Annotated in this window: 15 protein-coding genes; 13 read left to right on the top strand and 2 right to left on the bottom strand. The window is 33.6% G+C overall.

The window, feature by feature from the left end; all coding sequences use genetic code 11:
• Window positions 1-106 precede the first annotated feature (106 nt).
• Window positions 107-799, top strand: coding sequence for a hypothetical protein (locus T537_RS0104005; protein WP_031556437.1), 693 nt, complete (start codon window positions 107-109; stop codon window positions 797-799).
• A gap of 235 nt (window positions 800-1034) precedes the next feature.
• Here T537_RS0104005 and T537_RS12345 read toward each other — a convergent pair whose 3' ends face one another.
• Together T537_RS12345 and T537_RS12825 are read right to left on the bottom strand one after the other, a co-directional pair.
• Window positions 1035-2630 (bottom strand): relaxase/mobilization nuclease domain-containing protein, encoded by a 1596-nt coding sequence (locus T537_RS12345; protein WP_081823251.1) that lies wholly within the window; start codon window positions 2628-2630, stop codon window positions 1035-1037.
• The gene (locus T537_RS12825) at window positions 2579-2983 is read right to left on the bottom strand and encodes a plasmid mobilization protein (RefSeq protein ID WP_051637152.1); all 405 of its coding nucleotides are present in this window, start codon (window positions 2981-2983) and stop codon (window positions 2579-2581) included. Before T537_RS12825 ends, T537_RS12345 begins: the two co-directional genes overlap by 52 nt.
• Window positions 2984-3721: 738 nt before the next feature.
• Here T537_RS12825 and T537_RS13255 point away from each other — a divergent pair.
• The 12 genes from T537_RS13255 to T537_RS0103945 all read left to right on the top strand — a co-directional run bounded on the left by T537_RS13255 (window position 3722) and on the right by T537_RS0103945 (window position 16690).
• The gene (locus T537_RS13255) at window positions 3722-3823 is read left to right on the top strand and encodes a Flp1 family type IVb pilin (RefSeq protein WP_081823253.1); all 102 of its coding nucleotides are present in this window, start codon (window positions 3722-3724) and stop codon (window positions 3821-3823) included.
• 4 nt (window positions 3824-3827) lie between these two features.
• The gene (locus T537_RS0103995) at window positions 3828-5942 is read left to right on the top strand and encodes a DUF5702 domain-containing protein (protein ID WP_031556434.1); all 2115 of its coding nucleotides are present in this window, start codon (window positions 3828-3830) and stop codon (window positions 5940-5942) included.
• A 41-nt stretch (window positions 5943-5983) separates the two neighbouring features.
• On the top strand, window positions 5984-6883 hold the full coding sequence (locus tag T537_RS0103990; protein WP_031556432.1) for a TadE/TadG family type IV pilus assembly protein: 900 nt from the start codon (window positions 5984-5986) through the stop codon (window positions 6881-6883).
• Complete coding sequence (locus tag T537_RS0103985) at window positions 6876-7355, top strand: hypothetical protein (protein ID WP_031556430.1); 480 nt, start codon at window positions 6876-6878, stop codon at window positions 7353-7355. Before T537_RS0103990 ends, T537_RS0103985 begins: the two co-directional genes overlap by 8 nt.
• Entirely contained in the window at window positions 7352-7843 is a 492-nt protein-coding gene (locus T537_RS0103980) for a TadE family protein (protein ID WP_031556428.1), read from the top strand. Before T537_RS0103985 ends, T537_RS0103980 begins: the two co-directional genes overlap by 4 nt.
• Window positions 7830-9413: a DUF6382 and FHA domain-containing protein gene (locus T537_RS0103975; protein ID WP_031556426.1), complete on the top strand. Its 1584-nt coding sequence runs from the start codon at window positions 7830-7832 to the stop codon at window positions 9411-9413. Before T537_RS0103980 ends, T537_RS0103975 begins: the two co-directional genes overlap by 14 nt.
• Window positions 9414-9477: 64 nt before the next feature.
• On the top strand, window positions 9478-10500 hold the full coding sequence (locus T537_RS0103970; RefSeq protein ID WP_027438003.1) for a hypothetical protein: 1023 nt from the start codon (window positions 9478-9480) through the stop codon (window positions 10498-10500).
• Between the two features lie 110 nt (window positions 10501-10610).
• Window positions 10611-11027 carry an HIT family protein gene (locus T537_RS0103965; protein ID WP_027438004.1) on the top strand — a complete coding sequence of 139 codons (417 nt, stop codon included), beginning with the start codon at window positions 10611-10613 and terminating at the stop codon, window positions 11025-11027.
• A gap of 50 nt (window positions 11028-11077) precedes the next feature.
• Window positions 11078-13366, top strand: coding sequence for a hydratase (locus T537_RS0103960; RefSeq protein ID WP_031556424.1), 2289 nt, complete (start codon window positions 11078-11080; stop codon window positions 13364-13366).
• A 177-nt stretch (window positions 13367-13543) separates the two neighbouring features.
• A complete protein-coding gene (locus T537_RS0103955) occupies window positions 13544-14638 on the top strand; it encodes a hypothetical protein (RefSeq protein ID WP_027438006.1) in 1095 nt (364 codons plus the stop codon).
• A gap of 15 nt (window positions 14639-14653) precedes the next feature.
• The gene (locus T537_RS0103950; RefSeq protein ID WP_031556422.1) at window positions 14654-15904 is read left to right on the top strand and encodes a DUF5711 family protein; all 1251 of its coding nucleotides are present in this window, start codon (window positions 14654-14656) and stop codon (window positions 15902-15904) included.
• 12 nt (window positions 15905-15916) lie between these two features.
• Window positions 15917-16690 carry a CvpA family protein gene (locus tag T537_RS0103945; RefSeq protein WP_031556421.1) on the top strand — a complete coding sequence of 258 codons (774 nt, stop codon included), beginning with the start codon at window positions 15917-15919 and terminating at the stop codon, window positions 16688-16690.
• The last annotated feature ends 326 nt before the right edge of the window (window positions 16691-17016 follow it).

Below are 17016 nucleotides of genomic sequence, written 5' to 3'. Positions count from 1 at the left end.
TTTATAATCTGGATGTGGTGGAAATTCAGCTGAGAGTGCTAAAAAAACAGATGATGTTGATAGCAAGGTCACAGAAGATAATAAGTCAGGTAAAAGTTCTGAAGAAGTGGCTGCTGAAAATGCGATATCCTTAGATGAATTTTCGTCGTACTTTAAGGAAGTGGATATAACGCTGGATAACTGGGAGGATTATTTTCAGCTGGATACTCGCGAGGAAGTTTCTAAAGATGCTTTCGGGGATTTCGATGGAACTGTAACCACATATGAAATCATTAAACCTAAAAGTGATAATTTTATTATCCTTGGGGAAAAGCTAGGCGAGGATGAGCGGGTTGTTTTCCGCTTAATGATTGCATACAAAGGAGAAAGTGGCAACTATGCTGCCGATGGTACGAAGGTAAGCGGAGAAGATCCTTTTGAATCATCAGAAGAAATGGATGTATCCCTTTGGAAGAATGATTTGTCCTACGATATTCTCGAAATTGAAAGGACGAATCCTGATCCGGAGGATGAATCTCTTACGTTTAAAATGTCCAAGAACATAACGGATATGCAATGCAGTAAGGTCAAGAGCAGAATACTTGTAGCTTCTATACCCGATACAGCGTGGTTAGAGACTGAGAATGGAAAATGCATAATTGTTGAAGATGGAAGTGGATTATATTACTACTTATACGATGATGGAAGCAGTGAGTATGACGGACAGATAAATCATCAGGTATCTGAAGGCGAATGGCACGATTCCTTACAAGCTTTTAAGAAATGGACTTATTTAGATGAACTACTAAAATTAGAGTAAAACTTAAATGGTATGTTGGGGTGGAATTTTTGAATAAGACTAACAGTATAAATCAGACTCCGCCAAGTATGGAGTCTGATTTTGAATTAGAATTATAAAGATTAATTATCTTGCATCTTATTATCAGTACGTGGGAAGACTTCTTGCACCAGCAGATTGAAGTAAGCTGAAATCCGGTAAGCATGATTACTGTATAAGATGAAGATGGCTTGGGCGATTAAGCCCAAGCCATTTTTTATCTTCTGCGCCCGCGTCTTACAATGTTGTGGTCAATCGGCTGACAGCCGTGAGATTCTTCCAATGATTTCATAGTGGAAGGAACATTATTAAGCATCTTGTCCGCAGTTGCAAGTGCAGTTGTGAAGCTGTCTGCTACTTCTTCTTTTGTTAACTCAAATTCATTTGAAGTCAAAGCTCTTAGCATATCGACTTCTTTTTCAGGGCGGAAAGTGTTCCGCTTTGACTGAGCCAATGCAAGAACCATAGGAGAGGTTGACTTGATTAGCTCTGAAAGTTCATCTAGCAGTCTATATTCGTCCTGATATTCAAGAGTTATCTGCTTATCAATCCACGAATCCGTTCCCTGAGATGGAAGGTACTGAGTTCTAAGTGTGTGATCGATTGCGGCAATTCTAGTGCGGATATCTTCAATGTGCTCTGCCACCCTATCTGCTTCTGATTCAAGAGTATTGCTCTTTAGTCCACTTCCGAAACCGAAAGACCTAAGCTGTTCAAGGCAGTGACTAAAGGTTTCGCGGAGCTTTTTACCCCAGTCAACGATTCCTCTAGTTCGTTTCGCTGTTTCATCAACTCTTCGGTCAAGTCTCTCAACTGGCCATTCTCTGAAAGTGCCATTGCCAGGCTTTCCTCCAACTGTGCTATTCTTTTCTGCTGACGTTCTATGATCTGCATCTGGGTTAGCGTATTTTTCTGTAGCTTCTCGTACTGGTTCTTCCAATACTTTGCGCTCTCGGTCTCCTTCGTCTGTGATATCAGACCGCTCTTTCTGAACTGTTCTGTTTCTGTTAAAAGCATTTTCTAAAACCTCCTTTGATAATTCGATACTATATGTTTCTGCTAAGTTCTTATTTCTAAAAGATTTGCCGGATTCGATATGTGTAAAGGTGACGTACTTTCTATTATCTTCCCATTTCACTTCATATCCGTGCTCTTCCATCTGGGCGATAAACTCTTCTTTGCTTGTCGCAGTAGTCATACAAGCAAGAATTGCGCTGATGCAATCTGTCTTCAAGCTTTTCTTTCCATCTGTTGTCATAAGACGATAATCTCTCTTATCGTAGGAACGGATAGTTCCTTCTTCAATATCAGATCCATCAAAGTGTTTTCCTTTGACACAGACAGATAAGCCATGAGCTTCACAGATTTCATCATTAATCTTTTTCATCTGTTTAAAGTCTGATTTGGACAGATGAACTTTACTTCCGTCAATGCTGTTTACGGAATTTACCACTACATGGCAGTGACAATGATCAGAATCAATGTGGCTCGCAAGAGCGCAGGTAAAGCCTGGAAAGCATCGTTCTGCCCATTCTTTACCAACAAGCAAAGTCTCTTCGGGAGTTATCTTTTCATCTGGGTGAAAGGATATAACGAAATGCTTATACTGTCTTCCACCAGTCTTATTCCAAAACTTCTTTGTTTCTTTGAACTGCTGATACACAAGATCGGCAGTAACCTTTTCTTCAAAATAATCTCCGGTTACAAGCTTAAGCTCTTCAGTGACTTTCTTATCTTTGTAGATATAGTCAAGGGTGTTACTTAATGCTGCTGAAGATTTAGCTCTCGTATTAATAGCTTTAACGACTGACATAGTGGCAATACCTCCTTTCCGGTTTCATGTACATCGTTTGCAAGTTCCTTAAGTTTATTTTCATTTGCTGGCTGATTATATGTGTTTGCAATCTTGGCCATCTGGTTACAATTGATGCCAATACCTTTGAACTGATTTAAAAGTTCCGTAAGCTCAGACAAGAGCTTCGGGATATCTTTTAAAGCTTCTGGATTGGCAAGTGTTGCTCCTAGTGTTGCGTTGATAAGGTAGGTCTGTTTATTCAGACCAGATTCTGTTACCAGTTTGGTTAACTTACGATACTCTTCATCGTTCATATAGAAGTTAACCTGATGATTTCTTGTTCTGTTCTTTTTTGCAGCTTTTGTTCCCATGCGTATCATCTCCTTTCAAAATTGTGCGGAACAAATCGGTTACAAATGATTGGATTGATAGGATGGAAACATTCCATTTGTGAGCGACCGGGTTATCCAAAAGGGGCGGAGCTCCTTTGGCGGGATGCAAGGGCAGAGCCCTTAATTCTCTTAGTAGGGAATGGGATAAAACCGATGGGACAGTTTTCTGACTGTTATTAGGTCGGTTTTTCGTCCATTACCGGATAAGAGGATGTGCTCTAGGGGACGGGGGAATGAAAGTCCCCAGTGGGTTCCAAGGGCTAGCCCTGGCAAGCTACCGAAGTGAAACGAGGGTACCACGCGACTAGGAACGATAGTGACTAGTCAAAGTGGGTAGCTTGCCTATTATTCTGAAAATATATACAGGGCTGCAGATAACCTGCTGTGTAAATGCCCTGTGAGTAACAAATCAGAATAATGGTGGTTTGGTAGGCCGCTGTATTCGTTGAATAAGTGGAATTGGCACACGGATGTGTAGTCAAATTCCGCTGATAATTTCATTAAGCGGACTACACGTCGCAATCTCCAGTTGGATGAATATGATTATTAGAAAGACCAAAGTAGCTGATATCAGTTAGATATCTATAGGTGATATCACTTGGATATCAGTAGAGCTTCTTTGGCTTGAATAGAGTTCTTAAATAGATATTTGATATACACTGTAGAATCTGTGCGAGTGCTTTTCTTTCTTTACTTCCCTGGGGGACAGGGTAATTAATTATTGTATTAATCGGCCTTGCTAGTCTATTTAAAAAACAGGTTACATCGTTAGTAACATCACTTTTATCTAAGATGACAAATGCAACAAAGGACTTCTAATTTTATGAATAAAAGACTAAGTGGACAGATAACAATTCTAGCAACACTTAGTTTAACTATAATTTTGTCATTAATTGCAGCTTTATTAAAATCAGCAACAGATGTTAGCATAAATACAAGAATTAAACAGGCATGCATATTAGCTAGTGAATCTTGTTTTTCAGCATATCATAACGATTGTCTTGATGAATTCAATGTATTTGTATTAGAAAATGCTGATAGAAATCAGGCAAAGCTTAGTAAATATATTAATGCGAACCTATCGGATATGGGAAAAGAAGTTATGCTTGATGGATTACAGATAAATGAAGTTGAATATGCAACAGATAATAGCGGTGCTGGAGTTTATGATGAGATTTTGAGTTATATGAAGTACGGAGTGTATGCGGATGTTGTTAATAAATTCAAGGATTCTGATGAAGCTGTAAAACAGGCAGAAGCTACAAAAGAAATTACTGATAAGATTGAAGATGTAGAAGAACAGCTAGCAAAACTAGATAGTTACACTTTGAAATTAGTTACGCTAGTAGAAGGTATTAAGACAACAGAAGATAGCTTAGTTATAAAGGGTGGAAAACCACAGTTTTCAGGAAGTGCCTATGCCAAAAGAGGTGTTTATGGACCTGCAAGTATGGCCTTAGCAGCTGTTGATAATGAAAAAGTCTATAATGTCATAAACTCAAGTGATTTAGCGTATATTGATTTGAAATCTATAATCGATGATATGTATACCTGTCTTGATGGTTTAGAAGAAATAGGCGATGAAGCAAGTAATCAAAATGGTAATAATTCATACGCCAATATTTTTAAACGAGATTATGATAAAATAAAAGAATATGTAACATCTACAAAGGAAGTATCAAATAAAGGTATTGAAGCAGCAAATGGCTTTTCCGGAGAAAAAGATAATAGTGTGACAGCTCTAAATGAGCTAGATACAAAGATTCAGACCAATAAAGATACCTTAGGAGATGACTTATATAACTCATTTAATGATGATTATAAGGAAATATCTAAGGATGGAGTGTCAGCACAAAGAAAATTATGTGACATAGAGAAAATTAAAAGTGGTCTTTCAAAAAACATAACATATCTAAATAATGCAGAAAATAATCTAAATAATATAAGCGATACCCTTACACAAGATAAGATTACGCAATATAGAACTGCATTGGATTCATTAAAAGGTAATTTATCTGCAATTTCTAATTCAGACTTGGAATTCGATTATTCAGCTATCGATTTTTCATCAAGTCATCAAGGACTATCCAAAATTAAAAATATAAAATCCACAATAGAAAATGGATATTTAGGTATGATCATTGAAGATGATTCTACAATTTCTACTAAAAAAATCTCGTATACAGATTTAGCAAGTGATATAAAAAATGAAAAATTATCTTCTGGAATATCCCTTAAAGATGCCAAGGATGATGTTCTCTATAATGAATATTTGTTTATGCATTTTAATAGTGCAGCTTCCTTGATTAAGGATGAAAAATTACAAAAGCAGGAATCCGGCGAACTCGACTATGTTTTAGAGTATATTTTGTGTGGAGAAAAATCGGATAAGGAAAACCTGTCAAAAACATTGTTTGAAATGTCAGTAATAAGGGAGGGTGCTAATTTAGCATATCTAATTACTGATACTGATAAAAAAAATCAGGCTAGAATCCTTTCTCAAACTTTGCTTGGCTTTACAGGCATTCCGGCAGTAATAATTGCAGGACAGTATTTAATTTTAGGTGTGTGGGCTTATGCAGAAAGCATTGTTGATTTAAAAAAACTTATGAAGGGCGGTAAAGTCCCTTTGGTAAAGAATGATGATACCTGGGTTTTGTCTTTGGATGCTATGTTAAACATGGATTTTAAAGATGACAGCGATAGCGATTCGGGTTTAGCTTATGATGATTATTTAAGAATGCTTCTTCTGATTGTAGATAAAAGTGTTAAAAATATGAGGACAATGGGAGCCATGGAATTAAAAATGATAGAACTGGGTCACGCAGATTTTAGAATGAAGAATTATATAGTCTCATTTAAGGGTGTGGCCAAGTTTAGAAAAAATGAGACATCTAATATTTACACACAAGAAATATCGTATTCTTACCGTAAATAGTTAGTGTGCCCCTTTAATGTTACGAAAGGAAAAAGAGATAAATGATTAAATGTGATCATAACCCCCAAAAGATTCAATCCAATATAAAAGGGGCATACCTTAAAGCAAGTGCTACTGTAGAAGGTGCAATAGTTATCCCGATTTTACTCTTTGCAGTAATGACTATAATGCACCTTTTGCAAGTAGTTGCAATTGAAACAAAAGTACATGAAGCATTATATGAAACAGTTAGAAGATGTTCTAGCTATGCATATATCTATGAAAATGTAAAAGAAAATGCTCCTTATATAAATTCCCTTAAAGAAAACGAAGATGGAAATAAAGCTGTAAATATTGCTCAAATGGGATTAAATGATGCGATTTTTTTAGGAATGTTTATAGATACCCTGGGTACGGATTACGCAAGCAATCATGATATAGTTGGTGGTAATGCAGGATTAGTGGTACTTAGAAGTTCTATATTAAACAATAATTCTAAGATAGAAGTTGTAATTGATTATTGTATAAAAAATCCATTTGATATTTTTGGCATCGGCTTAATTAAGAAAAAAGCTATGACAGTAGCTGATGGATGGTTAGGCGAAGATTATGATGAGTTTGCTAAAAATAGTAAAGAAGACGAAAGCAGTGAAACTGAGTATGTGTATATAACTCCAGATGGATCGGTTTATCATAAAGACAGTCAATGTACATATTTAACAAGAGATATTTTATCTACATCTTCAAAAGAAATAGAAAGTAAAAGAAATGCTTCTGGAGGAATATATTATAAATGCGAGCATTGTAAAGGTGTAGGAACAACGGTTTATTACACATCTTATGGCAGCAGATATCATCTATCTTCAAGGTGTAGTCATCTACAAAGAAATGTCCAAAAAGTTCCATTAGAAAGTGTAAGCAGCAGACGCCCTTGTAGTAAATGTGGAGGTCAACATGAATAATATTTTTAGCATTATAGGATTTAACAGTATTATTAAGATTTTTACAATTGTAAGTTTAATAGTGATGGGATATGTAGATATAAAAAAGAAATCTATAAGTATCTGGATGCTTAGTTTGTTTTTGTGCATAAGCATTGTGTTGGAAAGCGTTAATATTTTATGCTTCAACAAAACAATAATGATTGAAAACTATATTTTAATTCTGGTCTTTACTTGCATATTAAGCCTAGTGGCATATTTAACTAGATGCCTTGGATTAGCAGATTGTATTATAGTTTTTTCAATTATGATAATGCACGACTTTTTTGTAGGATTAGTGCTTCTTTTTGTTTCGTCGCTTATTGCAGCAGTTTTTGTAATAATTGGACTTTGCCTAAAAAAGATATCAAAAAAAGGAAGTATACCATTTATTCCATTTTTATGTGTTTCATCAATAATTATATTTACACTTGAGTGGAGTATGTTGTTATGAAGATAAAGAATATTATACGAAAAAGGCTAGAAGCCATGTATACAGTGGAAAATGCCATTATTATACCGCTTATATTTATGATGTTAGTTTCAATTTGCATAGTGGGTATGTATATGCATGATAGGATAGTATTAAAAAATGCATTAGAACAGGCAGCAATTCAGTATGAATATGAGTTTATAAATTCATGGGATGGTCAGTCTGTTGGAAATGATAGTGAAGATAAGAAAAAAGAAAGCGAAGAAGCTTTTTGTGGTAAAGTTAAGGATTACATAGCAGCCAAGTCGCTTTTTTTAAATGACATAGATATAAAAGTTGATTCAAAGAAAAGTAGTACTAAAATCACTGCTAATGCTACTTTTCCTTTGGTTAGTAAATTTGTTAGTAAGTCAATAAACACAAGTGTAATGATAAGTGTAAATAATCCCAAAAAGTGGATTCGAATTGTTAATGCACTAAAGGAGATGGTAGGTAATGAAAATGAATAGATATTTGATGGATGAGGATTTGAAAATAGACTACGAAAGAGTGAACGGAAATAATTATGTAGTAATAAATACAGATGAAATTTTAGCTGACAATTATCAGGTGAAAATGATTGTAAAAAACAGACCTGATCATTTTTTAAAAATAAAGCCTGAGGTGGTAAATAATGTAGGCTTTTTGAAATATGATATTTCATCAAAACAGCAGTTTTCAAAGCTATATGAATATGAAAAAATAACACTAGATGATGTTAAGTCTATATGCATAGATATTTCAGAAACAGCTAAGCATATAGATAGTTATATGCTTGATTTAGATTATATGTTGTTAGATCCAGAGTATATTTATATGGATTTAACAACAAGAAAATTACAATTTATATATTTGCCAACAATTAAGAAGGTAACATTTGCTGATGGATTAAGAAGTATTTTTGATTTTATTTTAGAGCACTTTAATCATTCTGTGGATAAAAAGGACATCGTAATGCTCTATGAACTGTATCAAAAAATAATTAACGAGGAGTATGATCCATATAAGCTACCAGAATTGTTTATAAGTATTTATGACCGTTTAGTTCAAAAAAAGGGAGATGCAGAAGTGGTAGAAACACCTGTAGTGACACAGATGGTTTCAAATATTCCACCAACTCCAGCAACTCCACCAACCCAACCACAGCAAATGCTAGATGTAAGGCCAGATAATGTTTGTGAAGGTGCTAATAGTGTTAGGAATGAATTAAATGGACAAGAAATTAAACAGTTAGCAAAGGAAGAGATTTTGTTAGATAATCCAGAATCAAATACACGTCAAAAAAATATACCTATGATAGTAACTGGATTAGCTTGTTTTGTAGTAGCCGGAATAAAGTTACTAGCACCTGGAGTTTTACCAGATGTATATAATACTAAAGCAGCATTAATAACGCTTATTCTAGGCTCACTTTTGATTTTATTGGGAAGAAGGGGAACTAAGAAAAGGAAGCTTGAAGTAAAGAAAGAAGAAGTACCATATGTTGTTAGAGAAAGAAATAATCAAGAAAGCTTTGCTGGCTTTGAAACAGTAAACACAGTAGTGCCAGCACAAAATTTTAATGAACAAGCAATTAAGGATTTATCTTTTGTAGAACACAAAGAGATGGATTTTAAGAAGGAAGCCACAGATACAGTGTTATTATCGGATTATTTAAAACAAAAGAATGCCAACAATTTAAAACTATATTTCTTAGAAGACAGTGCAGGATGCATAGAAAACAACGATTTTTCAATAATATTTAAAGATGAGAATGTGGGTAGATATGAAGTGTTTGAAAATGCATATTATATAACTAAAAATCCAGTGGTTTTTGGTAATTTAAAAAACGTATCTGATATATTAATTAATAGTAAATTAGTTAGTAGAATGCATGCGTGTGTAAAGCTTATGGATGGGGAATATTATATAGAGGATTTAAATTCCTCTAACGGTACATTTGTTAATGATATACAGCTACAGCCAAATTCAAAAATTAAGCTTAGCAGTGGGGATGTGTTTAGAATAGCAACTGTCAGCTTTAAGGTTGAAATAAGCTAGCTTTCATGCTATATTTAATTTAATAATTATAGTTTTGGAAATGTTTTGACCTGGGGGATTTCTTATGAGAGTGAATATATATTATGGAGGTCGTGGGATAGCAGATGATCCCACATTAACAGTAATCGCTAAGATCCAAAGTATTTTAGAAGAATTAAAGGTAAAAGTGGATCGATATAATTTATATGAAAATAAAAATAGCATATCTACATTAGGACAAAAGGTAAGTGATGCCGATGGAGTTATATTAGCAACTACGGTTGAATGGGTAGGAATGGGAGGATATATGCAGCAATTTCTAGATTCCTGTTGGTTATATGCCAACAAGGATGAGATAGATGATGTGTATATGTTCCCAGTTGTCCTATCAAGAACTTATGGTGAGAGGGAGGTTGTAAACTCTTTCAACAATTCATGGGAAATGATTGGTGGAAAACTAGGTGATTCTTTGAGTGCTTATGTAGATAATGCATCTGATTTTGAATTTAACGTTGATTACAACGCTTATATAGAAAAATTCGCAGAAAACATATACAGAATAATTTCAAAGAAAGCTCTAACTCTTCCTTCAAGTTGCGTTATGATAAAAAAGAATATATTAAAAGAAACGGTTTATTTATCACCTCAGGAGAATGAGCAGTTATCTAAATTTGCTTCTGATGATACATTTGTAAAAAAGCAAAAAGAAGATATAGAGTATTTGTCAGCAATGTATAAGGAATTATATGACACTGAAAGCAAGGGTGGGGACAAATATTTTATAGATGTTTTAAAAGAAGGATTTAACCCATCAACAAAGTATATTGGAAGTTATATGTTAATAATAACTGATGCAGATAAATATAATCAGGATAGCCAGAAAGAACAAAAAAACATTGTAATAAATATTTCTGGAAGCAATATAGAAGTTGAGTATGGTAATAATATGGATGCTGATGTAATAGGCAAGATGAATAAAGAAACTTTTGAAAAAATAGTGTCGGGTCAAGTATCATTTCAGCGTTCATTTATGGCAGGAGATATGACAGCTAAGGGCAGCCTAAAAGACTTAAAAATGCTAGATGAATTATTCTTTTTTCAGAAATAGAAATATTGTAATATAAATAGCTTTGGGTTATTATACTAGGTGTACTTTAGTTAAGTGCAGTGAGTAAATGTGTACAAAAAAGTACTAATAACAATTAAGGGAGAAAGCATATGAAGAAAGACGATTGTATTTTTTGTAAATTAGCAAATGGAGAAATTCCAACAAATTCATTATATGAAGATGAAGTTGTAAAGGTGATTTTTGACGCAAGTCCAGCAGCAAAGGGACATGTCTTAATTTTACCTAAGAATCATTTTGATAATATTTATGAATTAGATGAAGAAACATCAGCACATGTATTTAAAGTTGCAACTAAGATTGCAAAAGCATATAAGCAGGTACTAGATTTTGATGGCTTAAATATAGTACAGAATAATGGAGAGGCAGCAGGACAGACAGTATTCCATTTCCATATGCATATTATTCCAAGATATGTAAATGATAGTGTTAATGTGACATGGGCTCAAGGTGTGGCAACACAAGAAGATATTGATGAAATAAAAAGTAAAGTGTCGTCTTTATTATAAGATTTAAATCGCGGGATTGTATTTAGTACTTAAAAACGGAGGAGTGTAACATGATAAAATTAAGCGAAGGCGGAGCTTATCTTGTTAATGGAGTTGACATAATTGAGGATGGTGTTAACGCATGTCAAGAACTAGCAAGTAAAGTAGGTCGTGAAGTTTCAGTAGAAGAAGCTAAGAAGAACACAATTGCATATGGTATTTTAGAAAAGCATAATACATCAGGTAATATGGAAAAGTTAAAAATCAAATTTGATAAGATGACTTCTCACGATATTACTTTTGTAGGTATTATTCAGACAGCAAGAGCTTCAGGGCTTGAGAAGTTCCCAATTCCATATGTTTTAACAAACTGCCACAATAGTTTATGCGCTGTTGGCGGTACAATTAATGAAGATGATCACATGTTTGGACTTACAGCTGCTAAGAAGTATGGCGGAATCTATGTTCCACCTCATCAGGCAGTAATCCACCAGTTTGCTAGAGAAGAACTTGCAGAAGCAGGAAAAATGATTCTTGGTTCAGATAGTCATACTCGTTACGGTGCCCTAGGTACTATGGCTATGGGCGAGGGTGGTCCTGAACTTGTTAAACAGTTACTTAATAGAACTTATGATATTAATATGCCAGGAGTAGTTGCTATTTATATGACAGGCGAGCCTGCTAAGGGCGTAGGTCCTCAGGATGTGGCATTAGCAATTATTGGTGAAGTGTTTGCTAATGGTTATGTTAAGAATAAGGTAATGGAATTCGTAGGTCCTGGTGTATCTAGTCTATCAGCTGATTTCAGAATTGGTGTAGATGTAATGACAACAGAGACAACATGTCTTTCATCAATCTGGAGAACAGATGAAAGAATTAAGGAATTCTATGATATTCATGGAAGAAGTCAGTCATATGCTGAACTTAATCCAGGTGAAGTTGCTTACTATGATGGAGTAGTTTATGTAGACCTTTCTAAGATTAAGCCTATGATTGCTATGCCATTCCATCCAAGTAATACATATACAATCGAAGAAGTTAATGCAAATCTAAAGGATATTTTAGCTGATGTAGAGAAGAAGGCTTTAGTAAGTCTTGATGGTCAGGTGGATTATTCTTTACAGAATAAGATTAGAAACGGCAAGCTATACGTTGACCAGGGAATTATTGCAGGTTGTGCAGGTGGTGGCTTTGAGAATATTTGTGCGGCAGCAGATATATTAAAGGGCCGTTCAATTGGTGCAGATGAATTTACATTATCTGTATATCCTGCTTCAACACCAATTTATGTGGAACTTGCAAGAAATGGCAGATTAGCTGACCTTATGGCAACAGGTGCTATTGTTAAGACAGCATTTTGTGGTCCATGCTTTGGTGCAGGTGATACACCAGCTAACAATGCCTTCTCAATTAGACATTCAACTAGAAACTTCCCTAATAGAGAAGGTTCTAAGTTACAAAATGGTCAGATTGCATCAGTTGCACTTATGGATGCTCGTTCAATTGCAGCAACAGCAGCTAATAAGGGTTACTTAACAGCAGCTACAGATTTAGATGTAGAATTTAGTGGCCCAACATATCATTTTGATAGCTCAATTTATGCTAATAGAGTATTTGATAGTAAGGGAGTTGCAGATCCAAATCAGGAAATCCAGTTTGGACCTAACATTAAAGATTGGCCAGAAATGGTAGCTTTACCAGAGAATTTAATAATAAAGGTTGTATCAGAAATTCATGATCCTGTTACAACAACAGATGAACTTATTCCATCAGGAGAAACATCATCTTATAGATCAAACCCTCTTGGTCTTGCGGAATTTGCACTTTCAAGAAAAGACCCTGCATATGTAGGAAAAGCTAAGGAAGTTCAAAAGGCAGAAAAGGCAAGAGAAGCAGGAGAATGTATGGGCGAGGCTCTTCCAGAATTAAGAGATATTATGCATACAATCAAGGAAAGCTTTGATGTTTCTAAAGAAAACACAGGTGTTGGTTCTACAATTTTTGCAGTAAAACCAGGAGATGGTTCAGCTAGAGAACAGGCTGCATCTTGTCAGAAGGTTCTTGGCGGTTGGGCAAATATTGCTAATGAATATGCTACAAAGAGATATAGATCAAATCTTATTAACTGGGGTATGTTACCATTTATCGTAGATAAGGGTGAGTTACCATTTGCCAATGATGATTACATCTTTATTCCTAATGTACAGGAAGCAATAACAAATAAGGCAACAAGTTTTAAGGCTTATGTAGTTAATAAGGGAATGAAAGAATTCGAACTTAAGATGGACGAGCTTACAGATGATGAACGCCAAATTATATTAGATGGATGTTTAATTAATTATTATAAGTCAAATCATTAATAGTAAAAAATAGACATTTAGAATTGTATTTTTAAAAAAATCAATCTTAAGTAATTGCGATACTTTTTAAATGTTGTTACAATTTAATTAATTTATTAAGGTACAGGGGGATTCTCGAATAGAGAGTCTCCCATAACCTTTATAATACACTTTTGGCTTAGAAAGAGGGAGTGAAAAATGGCAGAACAGAATATACTAAATGGAGATTTAGAGGTCTTAGAGCAGATAATATCAGATGTTACAGAATACAATGATAATAGAGAAGCACTAGATGAGTTAAATGAAGGTATTAAAGCTCTTCAAAGGGAAGTAAATACAGCAGAAAAAAATATTCAAACAGAGGTATCTTCAAGAGTTAAAGAGGGAAGTGCAAGTATTAACGCAAGTTATGATAAACTTGTTGATGCAAGAAAAGATAAGTTAAGAAAGGCACAAAGCAAAAGAGATCAGGCAAAGATGGAAGGTGTTAAGGAGAGAATCCTTCTAGAAACTGCAGATCTAAAATCAGAAAACAGAGAATTAAAAAGACAGATAAATAAAGCATTTGCGCAGGAAAAAGTTAGTCTTTTTTGTAATTCAAGATTATTTTTGGCGCTTTTTAATTCTAAAACAACAATAGATTATGTGATTTTTGTTGTGTGTGTGGCAATTGTATTTGGCTTAATACCAATGGGAATACTATTAAGTACTGTAATTCCAGATGCTGTTTTAGTAGCATATTCGTTTATAATGACATTGTTTGTTTTAATGATTTATAAAAAAGTAAATTCAGGAATTATGGTAAAGCATAGAGATTTAATTATTCAGGCACAGGAAATAAAAAATCTTATAAAGATAAATGAAATTAAGATTGAAAAAATAAGACATTCTATCAAAAGAGATAAGAATGAAGAAATGTATGGACTAGAATCATACGATGAGAAGATTCAAGAAATTAATGATGAAATTTTACGAATAGAAAGTGAAAGAGAAGCTGCTTGTGATGAGTTTGAGCAGAAAACAAAAACAGATATTATAACTGAAATAGAAGGAAGATATACAGGAAAGATTGAAGAAAACAAGAATTTACTTGCTGCTAAGAAAGAAGAAAGAGACGTTCTTGAACAGAAATTAATCGATCAGAAGATGTATATTTCTAATAATTATGAGTCTTATTTAGGAAGAGAATTTATAGACAGTGAAGACAAACTCTTTGAATTAGCTGAGATGATGCAAGAATATTCATTTGATACAATTGGACAAGCAATATCAGAATTCAAAGAACTAAGATAATAAATTGGAGGATTTATGGCTGACATTTTATCAAGTAAACCAAGGTTTAATGGTGATAAGAATGCACCCATCAAACGAATAGTTCAAAATGAAACATCAGATAATGATGGAATTTATACAGATGAAGAAATTAAACAAAAAATCAAGAGACACAAGATACAGAAAATTAAGAAGATAGGCCTTGGAATAATAGCCGCGGTAGTAGTAATACTTATTGTCATGAATATGATAGAGAATAGAACATATTCATCTTATAAACTCGTGAAATCTGAAAGTCGAGAAGATGTGGAATCGGCAGAATATATGGACTATAACGACGGATACTTAAGATATAGTAATAATGGTATATCATATTTTAAACAAGATGGAACACCAATATGGGATCAGTCTTTTGATATGCATAAACCCCAGGTGAAAACCTGTGAAAAAAATATAGCAGTTGGAGATATAAACGGAAATGTTATATATGTTTTTGATGAGAAAGGATACATTAAAGACATAAATACTTCATTGTTAATAACACAAATTGAAATAGCAAAAAACGGTATTGTTGTAGCAGTGCTAGAGGATAATAATGCTAATTATATTAACATGTATGATAAAACCGGCGACAAAGTATATAGTGTAAAAACAACCTTATCAGGAGATGGATATCCATTTGATATAAGCATAACAGATGATGGCACAAAATTAATGGCATCATATATTTATGTTAATGATGAAAAAATGAAGAATAATATTGTGTTTTATAATTTTTCAGAGGTAGGTAAAAATGAGACAGAAAGAGTCGTAGGTGGATATGACTTTGACACGACAATAGTAGGAGATGTCCAGTTTTTAACTAACAACAAAGCAGTTGCAATAAGTGAAAAAAGCATAAATATATATAGAATAAAAGAGACACCAAAACTGTATAAGACAATAGAAGTTGACGATGAAATTCTGAAATATTTTTATGGGAAAGACACAATTGGAATAGTTACAAATAACACAGATTCTGTAAATGCATATAAGTTATTGGTGTACAATTTATCAGGCAAAAAAATATGTGAAACAGAGTTTAATACAGATTACGACAATATACAGGTGGACAATAAGACTATTATTATGAATAATTCGCAGTCTATATGTGTAATGAATCTTAAAGGAAAAGTATTAGCAAATATATCATTTGATTCATCGATATCAGATGTGATAACAGTAGGAAGAAGGGATAAGTACATAATAATAAGTTCTAAATATATAAGAACAATAAAATTAAAATAAAGGGGGATGAATATGTTAATAGTAGTTATTTTAGCGATATTGCTTGCGTTTGCCTACTGGGGTTATAAAAAGGGATTGTTAAAAATAGCAGTATCAGTAATATCATTGATAGTAAGTATTTTGTTAACAACAATACTTGCTCCAATAATAACTAATACAATAAAGAATAATTCTACAATTGACGAAAACTTAGCACAGTATTTTTATGAGACAATAAGTAGTAACGAATCAGTGCAAGGATATTTAAAAAGCAATGAACTAGCAAATCAAACAGTGGATACAAGTTCACTAAATCAAATATCAGGTAAAGTAAATGAAATAGTGAGACAGGTTGGAGAAAAATTTGATCTACCAGAAAGTATAGTGAACGCATTAGACGATGAGTCATCATCCGAAATACTAAAAGCAACAGCAGAGTATGGAAATACAAGTGTGAATGATATAGCAGTGCATCTAGTAGCATTGAGCTTGTCCAATATTGTTTTTAACGCATTAGTTTATGTAGTAATATTAATAGTACTATATTTAATCTTTAGACTACTATTAATCTTTACAAATATAATAGAACGAATACCATTTGTGGATGAAGCAAATAATGCTCTAGGTTTATTGTTAGGATTATGCGAAGGAGTGCTGGTGGTGTGGTTATTGTTTATAGTAATAACAGCAATGGGTAATACAACCCTAGGAGCACAATTATTAACAGAGATAAATGATAATAGCTTCTTAGCCTTTCTATATAACAACAATTTATTAAGTGCAATATTATTAAAGAGAGTAGCCTAGCTATAATGAATAAAGAAGAATAAATAAAGAAAAATAAAATAACTAGTGAAAAGCCCTTTTCTACCTTTGGTGGGAGGGGCTTTTTTGCTACTTAAGAAAAAAATAGTATATAAAATAAAGAAAAAGAATGATTTTTAAAAAATAAAAAAATATCAAAAAAAATACGAAAAAGTGGTTGACATAATAAAACTGAGGTGATAATATATACAAGTCGCTGCGATACAGCAGCAACACAAAAACAAAACAAAGCCAGTAAACAACAGGCTTTGAAGATATAGAACCTTGACAACTGAACAGAATGACAACCTTGAAAATTCTTTGAAAAA

Origin of the sequence: Lachnospira multipara LB2003 (genome assembly GCF_000702205.1) — a bacterium.
Taxonomy (GTDB): domain Bacteria; phylum Bacillota; class Clostridia; order Lachnospirales; family Lachnospiraceae; genus Lachnospira; species Lachnospira multipara_A.
Note: the sequence above shows the minus strand (reverse complement) of the source record. Positions and strands in the feature narration are given on the sequence as shown.

Coding starts and splice junctions, on each gene's coding strand:
- T537_RS0103950 (WP_031556422.1), top strand. CDS start 14,654: ATGGCTGACATTTTATCAAGTAAACCAAGGTTTAATGGTGATAAGAAT.
- T537_RS0103990 (WP_031556432.1), top strand. CDS start 5,984: ATGATTAAATGTGATCATAACCCCCAAAAGATTCAATCCAATATAAAA.
- T537_RS0103980 (WP_031556428.1), top strand. CDS start 7,352: ATGAAGATAAAGAATATTATACGAAAAAGGCTAGAAGCCATGTATACA.
- T537_RS12345 (WP_081823251.1), bottom strand. CDS start 2,630: ATGTCAGTCGTTAAAGCTATTAATACGAGAGCTAAATCTTCAGCAGCA.
- T537_RS0103960 (WP_031556424.1), top strand. CDS start 11,078: ATGATAAAATTAAGCGAAGGCGGAGCTTATCTTGTTAATGGAGTTGAC.
- T537_RS0103970 (WP_027438003.1), top strand. CDS start 9,478: ATGAGAGTGAATATATATTATGGAGGTCGTGGGATAGCAGATGATCCC.
- T537_RS0103975 (WP_031556426.1), top strand. CDS start 7,830: ATGAAAATGAATAGATATTTGATGGATGAGGATTTGAAAATAGACTAC.
- T537_RS0103995 (WP_031556434.1), top strand. CDS start 3,828: ATGAATAAAAGACTAAGTGGACAGATAACAATTCTAGCAACACTTAGT.
- T537_RS0103945 (WP_031556421.1), top strand. CDS start 15,917: ATGTTAATAGTAGTTATTTTAGCGATATTGCTTGCGTTTGCCTACTGG.
- T537_RS0103985 (WP_031556430.1), top strand. CDS start 6,876: ATGAATAATATTTTTAGCATTATAGGATTTAACAGTATTATTAAGATT.
- T537_RS0103965 (WP_027438004.1), top strand. CDS start 10,611: ATGAAGAAAGACGATTGTATTTTTTGTAAATTAGCAAATGGAGAAATT.
- T537_RS12825 (WP_051637152.1), bottom strand. CDS start 2,983: ATGGGAACAAAAGCTGCAAAAAAGAACAGAACAAGAAATCATCAGGTT.
- T537_RS0103955 (WP_027438006.1), top strand. CDS start 13,544: ATGGCAGAACAGAATATACTAAATGGAGATTTAGAGGTCTTAGAGCAG.